A 16109-nucleotide genomic window follows, 5' to 3' on the forward strand; every position below is an offset into this window, starting at 1 on the left:
ACGATGCCCCGGCGGCCGCCGCCGGGCTCCCCCGGCGCGCCGGGCGAGGCGACCGGGAGAGCGCTGCGGAGCGGCTCAGGCGGACTTGCGCCAGCGGATCCCAGCGGCGATGAAGCCGTCGAGGTCGCCGTCGAAGACGTGCGCCGGGGTGCCGACCTCGTAGTCCGTCCGGAGGTCCTTGACCATCTGGTACGGAGCGAGCACGTAGCTGCGCATCTGGTCGCCCCAGCTCGCCGTGATGTTCCCGGCGAGCTCCTTCTTGGTGGCCGCTTCCTGCTCCTTCTGCAGCAGCAGGAGCCGCGACTGCAGCACGCGCATGGCGGCCGCGCGGTTCTGGATCTGGCTCTTCTCGTTCTGCATCGAGACGACCGTGCCCGTGGGGATGTGGGTGAGCCGGACGGCGGAGTCGGTGGTGTTGACCGACTGGCCGCCGGGGCCCGAGGAGCGGAAGACGTCGACGCGGATGTCGTTGTCGGGGATCTCGATCGCTCCGGCCTCCTCCATCAGCGGGATGACCTCGACCGCCGCGAAGGACGTCTGGCGCTTGCCCGCAGCGCCGAAGGGGCTCATCCGGACGAGGCGGTGCGTACCGGCCTCGACCGACAGCGTGCCGAAGGCGTATGGGGCGTCGATCTGGAAGGTGGCCGACTTGATGCCCGCCTCCTCCGCGTAGCTCGCGTCCATCACAGTCGCGGAGTACTTGTGCTTCTCGGCCCAGCGCAGGTACATGCGCATGAGCATCTCGGCGAAGTCGGAGGCGTCGACGCCGCCGGCCCCGGCGCGGATGGTGACCACCGCAGGGCGGTCGTCGTACTCGCCGTCGAGCAGGGTCTGGACCTCGAGCTCGCCCATCACCTTCTGCAGCGAGGCGAGCTCGGCGATCGCCTCCTGCTCGGAGTCGGCGTCCTCGGCCTCGTTCGCCATCTCGACGAGCACCTCGAGGTCGTCGAGGCGGCGCTCGATCGAGGTGATGCGCGCGAGCTCGGACTGCCGGTGGCTGAGCGCGCTCGTGACCTTCTGCGCGTTGACCGTGTCGTCCCAGAGATCGGGGGCGCCGGCCTGCTCGTTCAGCTCCGCGATGCGGGTGCGGAGGCGATCGACGTCGATCACGGCGCGGATGTCGTCGAAGGTGGAGCGGAGAGCAGTGATCTGCTCGGTGAAGTCGTTGTCCAGCATGGTGCCCCCAGACTACCGGGGACCACCCGCGGCCCCCGCGTACGCTGGGGATGGTGACCGTCCCCGCCGAGCGCCCGTTCCCCGTGGGGCCGCTCCTCTTGTCGACGTTCCTCCCCACCCTCCTCTTCTCGATCGGCGAGGGTGCGATCATCCCGCTGCTGCCGGTCGCGGCCGGCGACCTCGGGGCGACGCTGGCGATCGCGGGCCTGGTCTCGGGCATGATCATGATCGGCGAGCTCGCGGGCGACGTGCCCAGCGGATGGGTGGTCTCGCGCATCGGCGAGCGCGGCGCGATGCTCGCCGCGTCGGCCGCGTCGATCCTCGGTCTCGTGATCTGCCTGCTGTCGACCTCGTGGGTGGGCCTGACCGTCGGCGTGTTCGTGATCGGGGTCGCGACCGCCGTGTTCGCGCTGGCGCGGCACGCGTTCATGACGTCCTTCGTGCCGGTGGGCTACCGGGCGCGCGCCCTGTCCGCCCTCGCCGGGGCGTTCCGCGCCGGCTGGCTGATCGGCCCGTTCGTGTCGGCGGGGGTGGTGCACCTGACCGGCACCGTCGAGTCCGTCTTCTGGATCCACATCGTCTGCTGCGTCGCGGCGGTCGCCGTGCTGCTCCTCGTCCCGGACCCGGCCACGATCCTCCGCCGCTCGGCCGCCCCGGTCGAGGAGGCTCCGGAGCCTGAGCCCCAGCAGGGCCTGGTCGCCACTCTCCGCCAGCACCGCGGGGTCCTCGCCCGGATGGGCAGCGGCGCCGCCATGATCGGCGCGCTCCGGGCGAGCCGCACGGTGATCCTGCCGCTCTGGGCGGTCAGCATCGGGATGGGCGAGACCGACACGGCCATCGTCATCGGCATCGCCGGCGGGCTCGACTTCGCCCTGTTCTACGCGGGCGGGCAGCTGATGGACCGCTTCGGCCGCGGCGCGACGGCGATCCCCTCGATGATCGGACTGGGGGTCGGTCACGTGGTCCTGGCGTTCACCCTCCTCGCCGGCGACCCCGTGCCGTGGTTCATCGCTGTGGCGTGCGTCTTGGCGGTGGCGAACGGCATCGGCTCGGGCATCCTCATGACCATCGGAGCCGACCTGGCGCCGCGCGAGGACCCCGCCCCGTTCCTCGGCGCGTTCCGCTTCACGGGCGACGTCGGCAACGCGACGGCTCCGATCGTCGTCTCGGCGCTCACCGCGGCGGTCTCCCTCCCGTTCGCAGCCGGGGCGATCGGAGTCCTCGGCCTCGTCGGCGCGGGAGCGCTCGCCCGCTGGATCCCGCGGTACCTGCCGCACCGCCGCCCAGGCCACTGAGCCGCGGCGCTCCCCTCCTACACTGGAGCGGCACCCGCGGGAGTGGTGGAATGGCAGACACGCAGGATTTAGGTTCCTGTGCCGAGAGGCGTGAGGGTTCGAGTCCCTCCTTCCGCACCACGTCGTCGTCCCGTCCGCCGGTCGCGGACCCTGTGCCGACCGGTCGCGGATCCACGGCTCGCGTGAGGAGTCGACCGGTACGCTGTGCGCTGTCACGCCGCCCGACCGCCTCCCGGCCCCACGGCACTGCAGACGACTGGAGACCTGTTGAACCACGCCGCCCTGATCCCCTGGCTCGACCCGGAGACGATCCTCACCTCGTTCGGGCCGTGGGGCGTCCTCGTGGTCTGCCTGATCGTCTTCGCCGAGACCGGGCTGCTGATCGGCTTCCTCTTCCCGGGCGACACCCTGCTCGTCATCACGGGCCTCCTCGCGCACGAGAACGCCTCGAACGGCGGGCTCGGCGTCCCGATCTGGATCATCTGCCTGGCCATCGGCTTCTCGGCGTTCGTCGGCGGCGAGGTCGGCTACCTGATCGGGCACAAGGCCGGTCCGCGCATCTTCGAGCGCAAGGAGTCGGGCTTCTTCAGCGTCGAGAACGTGCGCCGCACCAACGCCTTCTTCGAGCGCTTCGGCGGGCTCGCCGTGATCCTCGCGCGATTCGTCCCGATCGTGCGGACCTTCGCGCCGATCGCCGCGGGCGTCGCGCACATGAACTACAAGAAGTACAGCCTCTACAACCTGATCGGTGCGCTGATCTGGGGCAGCGGAGTGACCCTCCTGGGCTGGCTGCTCGCGTTCATCCCGCCGGTCGCCGACTTCGTGTCGCACTACATCGACGTCATCCTGATCGGAGCGGTCGTGCTCGCGATCGTGCCGACGCTGTTCCACTTCTTCCAGCAGCAGCGCAAGGCCAGGCATTCCGTCGATCCCGAGACCGACGCGGCCGAGGCGAGCGCGCTCGTCCTCGACCCGGCGACGCTCGACGACGAGCGTCGCGCGCACGGCCGCCGCGAGCACTGAGCCGGTCGGGTCGCCCGGCCGTCGGGTCGCCCGGCCCTCAGGCCAGGCGCGCCGCCAGCTCCGTCAGCTCCCCGCGCAGAGCGGTGAACGCCCGCGCGCGGTGGCTCGCCGCGTTCTTCTCCTCGGGCGAGAGCTCGGCCGCCGTGCGGTCGGACCCCTCGGGCACGAAGACCGGGTCGTAGCCGTGCCCGTTCGTCCCGCGCGGGGCGACGGCGATCGCGCCGGGCCACCGCCCCTCGACGACGATCTCCTGACCGCCGGCGAGCACCCGGTCCGGGACGACGAGGGCGATGGTGCAGACGAAGTGCGCCCCGCGGTGCTCCTCGTACACGTCGGCGATCTGGGCGAGCAGGAGCTCCAGGTTCGCGACCGCGTCGTGCGGCGTGCCCGACCAGCGCGCCGAGAAGATGCCGGGAGAGCCGCCGAGGACGTCCACCCGGATCCCGGAGTCGTCGGCGAGCGCCACGAGGCCCGTGTGCGCGGCAGCGGCGCGCGCCTTGATCAGAGCGTTCTCGGCGAAGGTCACCCCGTCCTCGACCGGCTCCGGACCGTCGTAGGCGCGGACGCCGACGCCCGGCAGGGACTCGGCGAGCATGGCGCGGAACTCCTCGACCTTGCCCGGGTTGTGGGTGGCGAGGACGAGGTCCAGGCTCACGCGCCGGCCTCCCCGGCGAGCGCCGCGGCCTGGATGCGCGCGAGGTCCGACGCTCCGGACACGGCGAGGTCGAGCAGGGCGTCGAGCTCGCGGCGGTCGAACGGGGCGCCCTCGGCGGTGCCCTGCACCTCGACGAAGAGCCCGCGGCCGGTGACGACCACGTTCATGTCGGTCTCGGCGCGCACGTCCTCGACGTAGGCGAGGTCGAGCATCGGCACGCCGTCGATGATGCCGACGGAGACGGCCGAAAGGCTGTCGATCAGCGGCACCGCCTTCTGCCCGATGTACTTCTTGCCCCGGGCCCACTCGATCGCGTCGACCATGGCCACGTAGGCGCCGGTGATCGCGGCGGTGCGGGTGCCTCCGTCGGCCTGGAGCACGTCGCAGTCGATGACGAGGGTGTTCTCGCCCAGAGCCTTCATGTCGACGACGGCGCGGAGACTGCGGCCGATCAGGCGCGAGATCTCGTGCGTGCGCCCGCCGACCTTGCCCTTGATCGACTCGCGGTCCATCCGGGAGTTGGTGGAGCGGGGCAGCATCGCGTACTCCGCGGTCACCCAGCCCTTCCCCTTGCCCTGCAGCCAGCGCGGCACCCCGTTGGTGAACGACGCGGTGCAGAGCACTTTCGTGTTCCCGAACGACACCAGGGCCGAGCCCTCGGCCTGCGTGCTCCAGCCGCGCTCGATGGTCACGGTGCGCAGTTCGTCGGGTGCGCGGCCGTCCTTGCGGACGACGGCCTTCGGGGTGGTGTCGGTCACTGGCTTCTCCCTCGATGGGGCGCGGACTGGTCCAGCTCGCGCAGGTTGATGGTGCCGGTCTCGACGAGGTCGACGCTCGAGACCTCGGGGCCGAGGAAGCGGCGGGCGAGGCGGACGAAGTCGCTCGAGCCCGTCTCCTCCCACCGGTAGGTCGGCGGCGCGGGGGCGGTCCGCTGCAGGCCGTGGGCGACGAGCGTGCGGTACACGTCGAGCGCGGTCTCCTCGGCACTCGAGACGAGGCGGACGTCCGGCCCCATCACGTAGGCGATCGCGCCGCGGAGCAGCGGGTAGTGCGTGCAGCCGAGCACGAGCGTGTCGACGCCCGCGGCCTTCATCGGCGCGAGGTACTCCTCGGCGACGGCGAGCAGCTCGTCGCTCCACGTGACTCCCGCCTCGACGAACTCGACGAAGCGCGGGCAGGCCGCGGTCACGAGCTCGAGATCGGGAGCGGCGACGAACGCGTCGTCGTAGGCCCGGGAGCGGATGGTGCCGACCGTGCCGATGACGCCGACGCGGCGGTTGCGCGTGTCGCGCACGGCGCTGCGCACAGCAGGCTGGATCACCTCGACCACGGGGATGCCGCGGCCGATCGTGTACCGCTCGCGCGCATCCCGCATCATGGCCGCCGACGCGGTGTTGCAGGCGATGACGAGCAGCTTCGCCCCCTGGTCGACCAGGGTGTCGAGCGTGTCGAGGGCGTAGGCGCGGACGTCGGCCAGGGGCTTCGGGCCGTAGGGCGAGTGCGCGGTGTCGCCGAGGTAGACGATCGACTCGTTCTGCAGCTGGTCGATGATCGACCGGGCCACCGTGAGGCCGCCGACACCGGAGTCGAAGATTCCCAGGGGCGCGTCGGTCACGATCGACCAGCCTACCCGCGACCCTCCGCGGCGTCGCGAGCCCGCCGCCCCAGCCGCGCCCGCGAGCCCCCTCCGCGCTCCGTCCGCCTCGTGGAAGACTGCGGGCATGGACGCGACGGCCTTCCTCACCGACCGGTACGAGCTCACGATGGTCGAGGGCGCCCTCGGCAGCGGCACGGCCGATCGGCGGTGCATGTTCGAGGTCTTCGCGCGGAGCCTGCCGGCCGGCCGGCGGTACGGGATCCTCGCCGGCACGGGGCGGCTGCTCGAGCTCGTCTCGCGCTTCCGGTTCGGCGAGCCGGAGCTCGACTGGCTGCGCGAGAACCGCGTGGTCGACTCCCGCACCCTCGACTGGCTGGCCGACTACCGCTTCACCGGCGACGTCTGGGGCTACCGCGAGGGCGAGGTCTACCTGCCCGGCTCCCCCGTCCTGATCGTCGAGGCGCCCTTCGCCGAGGGCGTGCTGCTCGAGACGCTCGCACTCTCGGTGCTCAACCACGACAGCGCCGTCGCGAGCGCCGCCGCCCGCATGGTCTCGGCCGCCGACGGCCGCCCGCTCGCCGAGATGGGCTCGCGACGGGCCGGTGAGCGCTCGGCCGTCGCCGCCGCGCGCGCCGCGTACATCGCCGGCTTCGGCGCCACCTCCAACCTCGAGGCGGGCCGCAGCTGGGGCGTGCCGACGATGGGCACCTCCGCGCACGCGTTCACGCTGCTGCACGACTCGGAGGAGGACGCGTTCCGCGCGCAGGTCGCGGCCCTCGGCCCCGGCACCACGCTCCTCGTCGACACCTACGACGTCACCGCCGCGGTGGACCTGGCCGTGCGCGTGGCCGGAACAGGACTCGGCGCGGTGAGGATCGACTCCGGCGATCTGCCGCAGCAGGTGGCCGCCGTGCGCGCGCAGCTCGACGCCCTGGGGGCCACCGGCACGAGGATCACCGTGACGAACGACCTCGACGAGTACGGCATCGCCGGCCTCGCCGCGTCCCCCGTCGACTCCTACGGCGTCGGCACCTCGGTCGCGACGGGATCCGGTCACCCGACGGCGGGCATGGTCTACAAGCTCGTCGCCCACGAGGACGACGCGGGCGAGTGGGTCGCCGTCGCGAAGAAGTCGGCCTCGAAGGCCTCGATCGGCGGCCGCAAGGCGGCGGGCCGGCTGCTCTCGGACGGAGTGGCCGAGGAGGAGGTCGTGCACGTGGGCGCGGGACCGGAGGGCGGCGTCGGAGCAGGAGAGCGTCCGCTGCTCGTGCCGCTCGTGGAGAGCGGCGAGATCCTGGGCGAGGCGCTCGGAGCCGCCGGCACGTCCGCGGCGCGCGAGCACCGGGCCGCCGCAGTGGCGGAGCTGCCCCTCGACGCGCTGCGCCTGGGGCGAGGCGACCCGGTCATCCCGACGCGCTACGCGTGAGGGCCCGCACCGCCGACGGCGGCACGGGCCCTGCGGATCACTTCATCCGCGCGTAGATCTCCTTGCACGAGGGGCACACCGGGAACTTCTCCGGGTCGCGTCCCGGCAGCCACTTCTTGCCGCAGAGCGCCTTGACCGGCTTGCCGGTGAGGGCGCTCTCGAGGATCTTGTCCTTCTGCACGTAGTGGGAGAACCGCTCGTGGTCTCCCGGCTCGATCGTCTCCTGATTGAGGAGCTCCTCGAGCTCGCGGTCGAGGGTGGCGGTTCCTCCGCCTCCCTCGAGAGGGTCGGTGCTGCTGTTCTCGGGGCGGGTCGTCATGCCCTCGATCCTACGCGCGGACGACCGCGGGGTCGGGGTCGGGAGGACTCGCAGCCGGGCTCAGTACCGGCTCGTGAACGAGACCAGCTCGGCGGCCCGGCGGTCGAAGAGCCATCCGCCGACCAGCACGCCGAGGACGAAGACGACGACGGCGCTGCCGAAGCCCGTCAGCACCGCGGCCGACGCCACCTCCGGATCGAGGAAGAGCGCGCGGATCGCCAGCACCACGGCCGGTGCGGCCAGCAGGAGTCCGAGCCCGAACGCCAGAGCCTGCGGCCCGGCTCCGCTGGCTCCCGGTGCCTGCGGCTGCACGAACGGGCTGTCGCCCGGTCGCGGTGCGGGGTACGCGAGCCGCGCGGACACGGCGCTCGCCACTCCGGCCGGCACCAGCAGGAGGCAGGTGTTGGCGGCGAGCAGGACGGGGAGTGCACTGTCGAGCCCCGAGGTGGCGCTCGACACCAGCGAGCCGAGCACCACGACGGGGAGGCCGAGCAGGAGCGTCGGGAACGCGCGGCCGAGGCGGTCGGCGCGCCCGCTCACTCCGGCCGCCACGTGCAGCCAGAACGCCGAGCCGTCGTAGGCGACGTCGTTGTGCAGGAACCAGCCGAGGAAGAGCACCACCAGCGGCACCGGGAGGAGCGACAGCAGCGGGAACGGCACCTGGACGACGGCCAGCAGCACGATCACGACGACGGGCAGCACCGGCACGGCGACGAGTGACGCCTGATACCGCGGATCCCGGATCCAGTAGGTGATGCTGCGGGCGGCGACCGCTCCGGCGGGCGAGGCGCCGAGGACGTCGAACCAGCCCAGGCGCAGTCCCCGCGCCGGACGGTGGGTGCGCTCGGGCCGCTCGACGAGCAGGCGCACGAGCAGCCACCAGAGCCCGCCGAGGGCGGCGAGCGTGAGCAGGGCGACGACGAGCGGACCGGCGGGATCGCCCGCGACCGCGCTCGGAGCGATCGCCCACGCGGCACCGAGCGGAGTCGCGCCGAGCGCCGACGCGAGGGAGTCGAGAGCGCGCGTCCCGGCTCCACCCCAGTCGAGTCCGGTGACGACGACCAGCACCGCGGGGACCGCCAGGAGCAGCACGAGGCCCAGGATCGCGAGGAGCTCGCGGGCGGTGCGCGAGGGGACCAGCGCCGCCGAGGCGGCGAGACCGATCCGCGCGCAGAGGACCGCTGTGGCGACGGCGACCAGGGGCCCGAGCACCGCGAGGACTCCTGCACCGGCGAACACGGGCACCAGCGCGAGAGCGACCACGAGCAGCGCCAGCACCGGCACCGAGATCAGCCCCGCGAGGGCGAGCGCGGCCGCCAGGCGGGCGCTGGGGATCCCGAAGAGCCGGAACGCCCGCGGATCCATCGGATCCAGCGGGCCGAGGAGGAAGGGCAGCACGAGGAACCCGGCTGTCACGAGGGCGCCGACCGCGATGCTCGCATCCGCCGCGAGGGCGGGATCCCCGCCCAGGGCGCCGAGACCGGCGAGCATCCCCGCGGCGGCCGCGATCGCGACGACGACCCCCAGGAGCACCCCGGCGGTGCGCGCCGGCCCGGAGCGGAACGCCCCGAGCAGCACGTCGAGCCTCAGCCGGAGAAGTCGTGCAACCACTGCAGCCCCTCGGCGATCTGCTTGCCGCCCGCCAGTTCGAGGAAGCGCTCCTCGAGGGTGACGGTCCCGGCGACGTCCTCCACCGCTCCGGAGGCGAGCACCCGGCCCCCGACGATCACGGCCACGTCGTCGCAGACGCGCTCGATGAAGTCGAGCCCGTGGCTCGAGAGCACGACGGTGCCCCCGCCCGCGACGAAGCGGCGGAGCACGGTGATCACCGCCGCCGAGGACACGGGGTCGACGGACTCGAACGGCTCGTCGAGGACGAGCACCCGCGGCGCGTGGATCATCGCTCCGGCGAGCGCGACCTTCTTGGCCATGCCGGCCGAGTAGTCCGAGATGAGGCGCTCAAGCGCGTCCGTCAGGCCCAGCGCTTCGGCGAGCTCCTGCGCCCGCTGCTTGGCGGTGGCTCTGTCGATCCCGCGCAGAGCCGCCGCGTAGAAGAGGAACTGCGCCCCGGTCAGGCGGTCGAACAGGCGGAGGCGGTCGGGCAGGACGCCGATCAGCTTCTTGGCCGCCGCGGGGTCCTTCCAGACGTCGACGCCGTGGACGAGGACGCGGCCGGTGTCGGGGCGCAGGAGCCCGGTCATCATGGAGAGGGTGGTCGTCTTGCCCGCGCCGTTCGGGCCGATGATGCCGTAGAACGTCCCGGCACGGACCGCGAGATCGATGCGGTCGACCGCGACGGTGCGGCCGAAGGTCCGGGTGACGGCGTGGAGCTCGTAGACGACGGGGTGCCCCTCGGGCGCCGGATCGGCGGGCGCATCGGGACGGACGGCGCCCTCCGGGTCGGCGGGGCGCGGCGAGCGCTCGGTCCCCTCGGCGTTCGTCGACGTCATCCGGCAACGGTACCAAGCCCGACCGGCGGTCGGCCGGGGCCCGCGCCGCACCCGCCGACACGGCCGAGGTCAACCACCCTGGCCCTCGAGGGCGGGGACTGTACACTATCTCTCGACCCGAGGAGCAATCAGATCGATACGCAGCGGTTAATTCGAGGAGACGAGCAGACGATGACGAACAACGGAACGAACCGGGGCCAGGCGAGCAGCACGAGCAGCACGCCCGCCACCGTCGTGATCCTCGCCGCCGGCATGGGCAGCCGCCTCGGCCGCTCCCTCCCCAAGCCGCTCACGCCGCTCAGCGACGGCCGCACGATCATGCAGCAGCAGTTCGACAACATCCACCACGCGTTCGGCACCTCGGTGCCCGTGAGCATCGTGGTCGGCTACAAGCTCGAGCACATCATCGAGGCGTTCCCGTCGGCGTCGTTCGTCTACAACGAGCAGTACGACCAGACCAACACCTCCAAGAGCCTGCTCCGCGCCCTCCAGGCCTCGGGCCAGGGCGGCGTGCTCTGGATGAACGGCGACGTGGTCTTCGACCCGCGCATCCTCGACCGCGCCGCGGCCCTCATCGCGAAGGACGCGTCCTTCGTCACGGTGAACACCGCCAAGGTCTCGGACGAGGAGGTCAAGTACACGACGAGCGCCGAGGGCTACATCGAGGAGCTCTCGAAGACCGTCCGCGGCGGTCTCGGCGAGGCCGTCGGCATCAACTACGTCTCGGCGGCCGACAAGCCCGCGCTCATCCGCCAGCTCGCCCGGGTCGACGCCCAGGACTACTTCGAGCGTGGCATAGAGTTGGCGATCGAGCAGGACCGACTGCTCGTCGAGCCGATGGACATCTCCGACCTCTACGCCGTCGAGGTGGACTTCGCCGAGGACCTCGAGCGCGCGAACCTCTTCGTCTGACGCCCGGATCCTCCCCGGCTCGATCCGAGCCGGGTGAGGAGTCGCGCGCAGTGAGCAGAGCGGACGGCACGAGCACCGCCGGCGGCACGAGCACCGCGGTCGCCGATCGGCACCGGCGCTCGTCGGGCTGGCGCTACCGCCACTCCCTCTGGCTGCTCACCCGCCGCGATCTGACGGTCCGCTACGCGACCAGCGCCCTCGGCTACTTCTGGTCGATCCTCGACCCGCTGGTGATGTCGGGCATCTACTACTTCGTCTTCACCGTCGTCTTCGACCGCTCGGTCGGCGAGGACCCGTACATCGTCTTCCTCCTCGCCGGGCTCCTGCCCTGGATGTGGTTCAACCAGGCCACCTCGGACGCGACGCGCGCGTTCCTCAAGGAGGCGAAGCTCGTCCGCTCGACGTCGATCCCCCGCACGATCTGGGTCGGACGCATCGTGCTGTCGAAGGGGATCGAGTTCGTCGCGAGCATCCCCGTGCTGGTGCTGTTCGCGGTCGTCGCCGGGGCGGAGGTGACCTGGGCCGTCCTGCTGTTCCCGGTGGCGATCCTCCTGCAGGGGGTGCTGACGCTCGGCGTCGGGCTCCTGGTCGCTCCGCTGGTCGTCTTCTTCCGCGACCTCGAGCGCGTCATCAAGCTCGTGCTGCGCTTCCTCTTCTACGCGTCGCCGATCATCTACTCGACCGACAACCTGCCGGTCGAGATCCAGCCGTGGGCCGCGCTCAACCCGCTGAGCGGGATCTTCGCGCTCTACCGCTCCACCTTCTTCGCGAGCGAGCTCGACGTGCCGCTGATCCTCACCTCGGCCCTGATCTCGGTGCTCCTGCTCGTCGTCGGCCTGATCGTGTTCCGCCGCTCCGAGCGCGCCGTGCTGAAGGAGCTGTGATGACCTCGACGTCCTCCCCCGATCAGCAACCGGTCGTCATCGCCTGCCGCGGTCTCGGGATCCGCTTCCGGCGCAACCGCCGGGGCACCCGCTCCTTCAAGGACCTCTTCGCCGGCCGCGCGCGCCGCTCGCGCCCCGGCGAGTTCTGGGCCCTGCGCGGTCTGGACGTCGAGGTGCGGCAGGGCGAGGCCATCGGGGTCGTGGGCCGCAACGGCCAGGGCAAGTCGACCCTCCTGAAGCTCGTCGCGGGAGTGGTGCTGCCCGACGAGGGCGTCGTCGAGGTGCGCGGCGGAGTCGCTCCGCTGATCGAGATCACCGGCGGGTTCGTCGCCGATCTGAGCGTGCGCGAGAACGTCTACCTCACGGCGGGTCTGCACGGCATGTCGCGGCGCGAGGTCGACGAGCGCTTCGACTCGATCATCGAGTTCGCCGAGATCCAGGACTTCCTCGACACCCCCTACAAGCACCTCTCGAGCGGCATGAAGGTCCGCATCGCGTTCTCGGTCGTCTCTCGGCTCGAGGAGCCGATCATCCTCGTCGACGAGGTGCTCGCGGTCGGCGACAAGGCCTTCCGCGAGAAGTGCTACGCCCGCATCGAGGAGCTCCTGGCGGCCGGGCGCACGCTGTTCTTCGTCTCGCACAACGAGCGCGACCTCCGCCGCTTCTGCACCCGCGGGCTCTACCTGGACAAGGGCTCCCTGGTGCTGGATGCACCGATCGATCAGGTGCTCGCGCGTTACGCTGAGGACTACGCGCCGAAGCCGCCGACTCCCGCCGACTGACGACGGAGCCGAGCGATCGGCATCCGGACGACGCAGGAGTTGCAGCACATGGCGCCGAAGGACCGCGGCCGGGACATCGAGAAGTCGGAGCCCGGAGCGGTCGACCCCGCGCAGTTCGCGAAGCTCCTCGACAGGGTGCTCGCCGTGCAGCGGCCGGCCGTGCTCGCGAACATCCGGGCGCTGCGCCGCCGCCGGCCGGATGCGAGCCCGGAGCAGCTCATCACCTCGCTCGAGCGGCAGTACCTCTCGAGCGTCGCGGCCGGCGGGGCGGCCATCGGAGCGACGGCCGTCGTCCCCGGCATCGGCACCGCCGCCTCCGTGGCGCTCTCGGGCGCCGGCGCCGTCGGGTTCCTCGAGGCGAGCGCCCTCTTCGCGCAGTCGGTCACCGAGGTGCACGGCATCCGGCTCGAGGACCCGGAGCGCGCCCGCGCCCTCGTCCTCACGCTGATGATGGGCTCCTCCGGGAGCGAGCTCGTGCGCCAGGTCGCCGGGCAGGCCGCGGGCGGCGCGGGCCTCACCCAGTACTGGGGCTCGGTGGTCACCAAGGGGCTCCCCTCGTTCCTCGTCGGGGAGCTCGCCGATCGCGCGAAGCGCTCCTTCACCCGGCACTTCCTCACGCAGCAGGGTGCGGGCCTCGTCGGGCGCGCCATGCCCTTCGGCGTGGGCGCGGCCATCGGAGGTGTCGGCAACGCGATGCTCGGCCGGAAGGTCGTCCAGAACGCCCGGGACGCCTTCGGTCCCGCCCCGCAGGTCTTCGGCAACGCCCTGGTGATCGAGCCGACCCGCTCCGAGCGCAAGCGCGCGCTGACCGCCGGCACGTACGAGCCGCTCGAGCTGCACGTCCGCGACTACGGCGGCGAGGGCGACCGGGTGGCGCTCCTCCTGCACGGACTCGCCTCGGACTCGCGCACCTGGTACGCCCTCGTGCCGACGCTGCACGAGCACGGCTACCGGGTGATCGCTCCGGATCTCGCGGGGCACGGCGGGTCGCCGAAGTCGACCGCCTACTCGCCGGAGCGCTGGGCGTCGGACGTGCGCGGCTCGGTGCTGCAGACCCCGGACCTGATCATCGGGCACGGCCTCGGCGCGGTCGTCGCGGCTCGACTGGCGGACGAGTACCGGCCGGAGCGCGTGATCCTGCTCGACCCCGCCTTCTCCGACTCCCGCGGGCCGGCCGCCGCTCTGCGCGGCTCCCGCTCCCTGACGAAGGTCGAGAAGGGCGACGCCGGCGAGCTGCGGCGCCGCCACGCGATCTGGACCGACGAGCAGATCGAGCTCGACGTCTCTGCGCATCGGCTCTGGGATCCGGCGTCCGCCGGCGGACTCACCGCACGCGGTGCCGCCGACGCCCCCGACATCGTCGTGGTGCCGACGCTCGCGGTGCTCCCGGAGGACCCGATCGCGCATCCGTCGCTCGCCGGCGTGCTCTCGGACCACGGCATCGAGGTGCGCAGCGTCCCCGGCGCGGGATCCTCGATCCTGCGCGAGGACCGACCGGCGCTGATCGCCGCGGTCGAGGACCGGCTCTAGCGGGGCTCCGCTACTTCGACGCCTTGGCCGCGGCCTTCGCGGCCTGCTTCGTCGCGCGCACCTTCGTCAGCGACTCCGGGGAGACGATGTCGGCGACTGAGCGGAACGAGCCCTCCTCGCCGTAGGCGCCGGCGGCCTCGCGCCAGCCCGCACCGTCGAAGCCGCGCTGCTTGCCGAGCAGCGCGAGGAAGATGCGCGCTTTCTGGTCGCCGAAACCGGGCAGCGCCTTGAGGCGTGCGAGCACGGCCTTGCCGTCGGGCTCGTCGCGGGTCCAGATCGCGGAGGCGTCCGCGCCCCAGTCGTCGACGATCGCCCGGCAGAGCGTCTGCACGCGCCCCGCCATGTTGGCCGGGTAGCGGTGGACGGCCGGCGGGGTGCGGCAGAGCTCCGAGAAGGCCTCCTCGTCGAGGGCCGCGATCGCCTCGGCGTCGAAGGACGCCCCGAGGGCCTCGAGACGCTGCTCGATCTTGAGCGGGCCCGCGAACGCGGTCTCCATCGCGACCTGCTGGTCGAGGAGCATGCCGATCAGGAGGGCGAGCGGATCGCGCGTCAGCAGCGCGTCGGCGTCCGGGTCGTCGGTGATGTGGAGCGCGTCGGAGGTCATCCCTCAGGGATACCACGCTCGTCCGCGAGACGCCGGACCACGTGGTCGATCGTCCCGAGCGAGGCCGTCAGCTCGAGGTCGGTGAGGTGGCCGTAGCCCAGGACCAGCGCCGGTCGGTCCGCCCTGCCCGACAGCGCGTACGCGTCGAGCGTCGCCACCTCGAGCCCCTCCCGGGCCAGTGCGGCGGCGACCTCGGCCGCCGCGAGGGAGCGGGGCAGCGAGAGGACGACGTGCAGCCCTCCGTCGAGCCCGCGGGCCTCGCCCCAGCCGATCCGCTCCGAGAACGCGCGGACCAGCTCGCGCCGGTGCGCGTACCTCCGCCGTGTGCGGGTGAGGTGCCGGCGGAACGCGCCGCCCGCCATGAACGCGGCGAGCGCCTCCTGCGTCGGACCCGAGACCGAGGCGTCGCGCTCGGAGTCGAGGCCGGCCAGCGCCGGGCGCAGCCACGATGCGGCCGGCAGCGCGAGGAACGCGACGCGCAACCAGGGCGAGACGGTCTTCGAGAAGGAGCCGACGTGCGCCACTCCCCCGGTCGCGTCGAGGGAGGCGAGCGCGGGCAGCGGAGCACCGACGTAGCGGAACTCGCTGTCGTAGTCGTCCTCGATCACGAGCATCCGCTCGCTCGTCGCGCGCCGCACGAGCTCGAGGCGCGCGGCGAGGGCGAGCCGGCCGCCGGTCGGGTACTGGTGCGAGGGAGTGACGACGACCACGTCGGGTCGGGCTGCGGAGAGCGCCGCGAGGTCGATCCCGTCGGCGTCGAGACCGATGCCGACCACCTCGTGCCCCTCGGCGAGCAGGCGGCGCCGCACGGCCGGGTAGCCCGGGTCCTCCACCCCGACCCGCACGGAGCGTCCGAGCTCGGTCGAGGCGGCGCGCACGAGCAGCGCGACGGCGTCGGCGGTGCCGCTCGTGACCACGACGTCGGCAGGAGTGACGTCGACGCCGCGGGAGCGCCGGAGCTGGTCGGCGATCTGCGCGCGGAGGCCGGGATCGCCGGTCGGCGCGGGAAGGGCCGAGGGCGGCGCGGCGAGGGCCGGCCGCCAGGCCGCGCGCCACTCGGGGGTGTCGAGACCGCGGGTGTCCGGACGGCCGGGCCGCAGGTCCAGGAGCGGCGCGGTGCGCTCGGTCGGAGCACGCTCCCCGCTCGGCCTCGTGACGCGCACCGGAACCACCACTCCGTCCGCCGCCACCGTCACGGCGGCGCGAGGCTCGGCGACGAGGTAGCCCTCGCCCACCAGCTGGTCCACCGCGGCCACGACCGACCCGCGCGAGACTCCGAGCTGCCCGGCCAGCACGCGGCTCGACGGGATCGGCTCACCGGGGGCGTAGCGGCCGTCGAGCACGGCGGCGCGCAGCGCCTCCGCGAGGTGCGCTCGGACCGACCCCCGGGGCGACGGTGCCAGCAGCAGCGGGATCTCGAGATCACCGGACGCCATGAAGCCCTCCGCTCTGGACC

16 protein-coding genes and 1 tRNA gene are annotated in these 16109 nt (G+C 72.6%); 8 read left to right on the plus strand and 9 right to left on the minus strand.

Going from position 1 to position 16109, the window contains the following annotated elements; genetic code table 11:
- Nucleotides 1-75: 75 nt before the first annotated feature.
- The gene (prfB, locus tag C1I63_RS16740) at nucleotides 76-1176 is read right to left on the minus strand and encodes a peptide chain release factor 2 (protein ID WP_055793603.1); all 1101 of its coding nucleotides are present in this window, start codon (nucleotides 1174-1176) and stop codon (nucleotides 76-78) included.
- Nucleotides 1177-1226: 50 nt separating this feature from the next.
- Here prfB and C1I63_RS16745 point away from each other — a divergent pair, with 50 nt between their 5' ends.
- From C1I63_RS16745 to C1I63_RS16755, 3 genes are all read left to right on the plus strand, one after another.
- A complete protein-coding gene (locus C1I63_RS16745) occupies nucleotides 1227-2471 on the plus strand; it encodes an MFS transporter (RefSeq protein ID WP_107575498.1) in 1245 nt (414 codons plus the stop codon).
- 36 nt (nucleotides 2472-2507) lie between these two features.
- Nucleotides 2508-2591, plus strand: a tRNA-Leu gene (locus C1I63_RS16750).
- A gap of 144 nt (nucleotides 2592-2735) precedes the next feature.
- A complete protein-coding gene (locus C1I63_RS16755; RefSeq protein ID WP_425326992.1) occupies nucleotides 2736-3494 on the plus strand; it encodes a DedA family protein in 759 nt (252 codons plus the stop codon).
- Nucleotides 3495-3531: 37 nt separating this feature from the next.
- On the opposite strand, the gene rdgB is transcribed toward C1I63_RS16755, so the two are convergent.
- The 3 genes from rdgB to murI are packed head-to-tail and all read right to left on the minus strand — an operon-like array spanning nucleotide 3532 to nucleotide 5764.
- Nucleotides 3532-4149, minus strand: coding sequence for an RdgB/HAM1 family non-canonical purine NTP pyrophosphatase (gene rdgB / locus C1I63_RS16760; RefSeq protein WP_107575500.1), 618 nt, complete (start codon nucleotides 4147-4149; stop codon nucleotides 3532-3534).
- The gene (rph, locus tag C1I63_RS16765; RefSeq protein WP_055793609.1) at nucleotides 4146-4907 is read right to left on the minus strand and encodes a ribonuclease PH; all 762 of its coding nucleotides are present in this window, start codon (nucleotides 4905-4907) and stop codon (nucleotides 4146-4148) included. The genes rdgB and rph overlap by 4 nt, the downstream gene beginning before the upstream one ends.
- Nucleotides 4904-5764 (minus strand): glutamate racemase, encoded by an 861-nt coding sequence (gene murI / locus C1I63_RS16770; protein ID WP_107575501.1) that lies wholly within the window; start codon nucleotides 5762-5764, stop codon nucleotides 4904-4906. Before murI ends, rph begins: the two co-directional genes overlap by 4 nt.
- Nucleotides 5765-5870: 106 nt before the next feature.
- Between murI and C1I63_RS16775 the strand changes: the two genes are divergently transcribed.
- Nucleotides 5871-7172 (plus strand): nicotinate phosphoribosyltransferase, encoded by a 1302-nt coding sequence (locus C1I63_RS16775; RefSeq protein ID WP_107575502.1) that lies wholly within the window; start codon nucleotides 5871-5873, stop codon nucleotides 7170-7172.
- A gap of 37 nt (nucleotides 7173-7209) precedes the next feature.
- On the opposite strand, the gene C1I63_RS16780 is transcribed toward C1I63_RS16775, so the two are convergent.
- Genes C1I63_RS16780 through C1I63_RS16790 form a run of 3 tightly spaced genes read right to left on the minus strand, consistent with a single transcriptional unit; the run spans nucleotide 7210 to nucleotide 9941 of the window.
- On the minus strand, nucleotides 7210-7491 hold the full coding sequence (locus tag C1I63_RS16780; protein WP_055793615.1) for a DUF3039 domain-containing protein: 282 nt from the start codon (nucleotides 7489-7491) through the stop codon (nucleotides 7210-7212).
- A gap of 60 nt (nucleotides 7492-7551) precedes the next feature.
- Nucleotides 7552-9102, minus strand: coding sequence for an ABC transporter permease (locus tag C1I63_RS16785; RefSeq protein WP_146168479.1), 1551 nt, complete (start codon nucleotides 9100-9102; stop codon nucleotides 7552-7554).
- Entirely contained in the window at nucleotides 9078-9941 is an 864-nt protein-coding gene (locus C1I63_RS16790) for an ABC transporter ATP-binding protein (RefSeq protein ID WP_107575504.1), read from the minus strand. The genes C1I63_RS16785 and C1I63_RS16790 overlap by 25 nt, the downstream gene beginning before the upstream one ends.
- Before the next feature lie 171 nt (nucleotides 9942-10112).
- On the opposite strand from C1I63_RS16790, the gene C1I63_RS16795 reads away from it, so the two are divergent.
- The 4 genes from C1I63_RS16795 (at nucleotide 10113) to C1I63_RS16810 (ending at nucleotide 14049) form a co-directional block, all read left to right on the plus strand.
- Entirely contained in the window at nucleotides 10113-10853 is a 741-nt protein-coding gene (locus C1I63_RS16795; RefSeq protein WP_077222987.1) for a phosphocholine cytidylyltransferase family protein, read from the plus strand.
- A 152-nt stretch (nucleotides 10854-11005) separates the two neighbouring features.
- A complete protein-coding gene (locus C1I63_RS16800) occupies nucleotides 11006-11737 on the plus strand; it encodes an ABC transporter permease (protein ID WP_230674088.1) in 732 nt (243 codons plus the stop codon).
- On the plus strand, nucleotides 11737-12519 hold the full coding sequence (locus C1I63_RS16805) for an ABC transporter ATP-binding protein (protein ID WP_107575505.1): 783 nt from the start codon (nucleotides 11737-11739) through the stop codon (nucleotides 12517-12519). The genes C1I63_RS16800 and C1I63_RS16805 overlap by 1 nt, the downstream gene beginning before the upstream one ends.
- A 48-nt stretch (nucleotides 12520-12567) precedes the next feature.
- Nucleotides 12568-14049 carry an alpha/beta fold hydrolase gene (locus tag C1I63_RS16810; protein ID WP_107575506.1) on the plus strand — a complete coding sequence of 494 codons (1482 nt, stop codon included), beginning with the start codon at nucleotides 12568-12570 and terminating at the stop codon, nucleotides 14047-14049.
- A 10-nt stretch (nucleotides 14050-14059) separates the two neighbouring features.
- On the opposite strand, the gene C1I63_RS16815 is transcribed toward C1I63_RS16810, so the two are convergent.
- Nucleotides 14060-14653: an HhH-GPD-type base excision DNA repair protein gene (locus tag C1I63_RS16815; protein WP_107575507.1), complete on the minus strand. Its 594-nt coding sequence runs from the start codon at nucleotides 14651-14653 to the stop codon at nucleotides 14060-14062.
- The gene (pdxR, locus tag C1I63_RS16820; RefSeq protein ID WP_107575508.1) at nucleotides 14650-16089 is read right to left on the minus strand and encodes a MocR-like pyridoxine biosynthesis transcription factor PdxR; all 1440 of its coding nucleotides are present in this window, start codon (nucleotides 16087-16089) and stop codon (nucleotides 14650-14652) included. Before pdxR ends, C1I63_RS16815 begins: the two co-directional genes overlap by 4 nt.
- Between the last annotated feature and the right edge of the window lie 20 nt (nucleotides 16090-16109).

The sequence above is a fragment of the Rathayibacter caricis DSM 15933 genome (genome assembly GCF_003044275.1).
Classification (GTDB): domain Bacteria; phylum Actinomycetota; class Actinomycetes; order Actinomycetales; family Microbacteriaceae; genus Rathayibacter; species Rathayibacter caricis.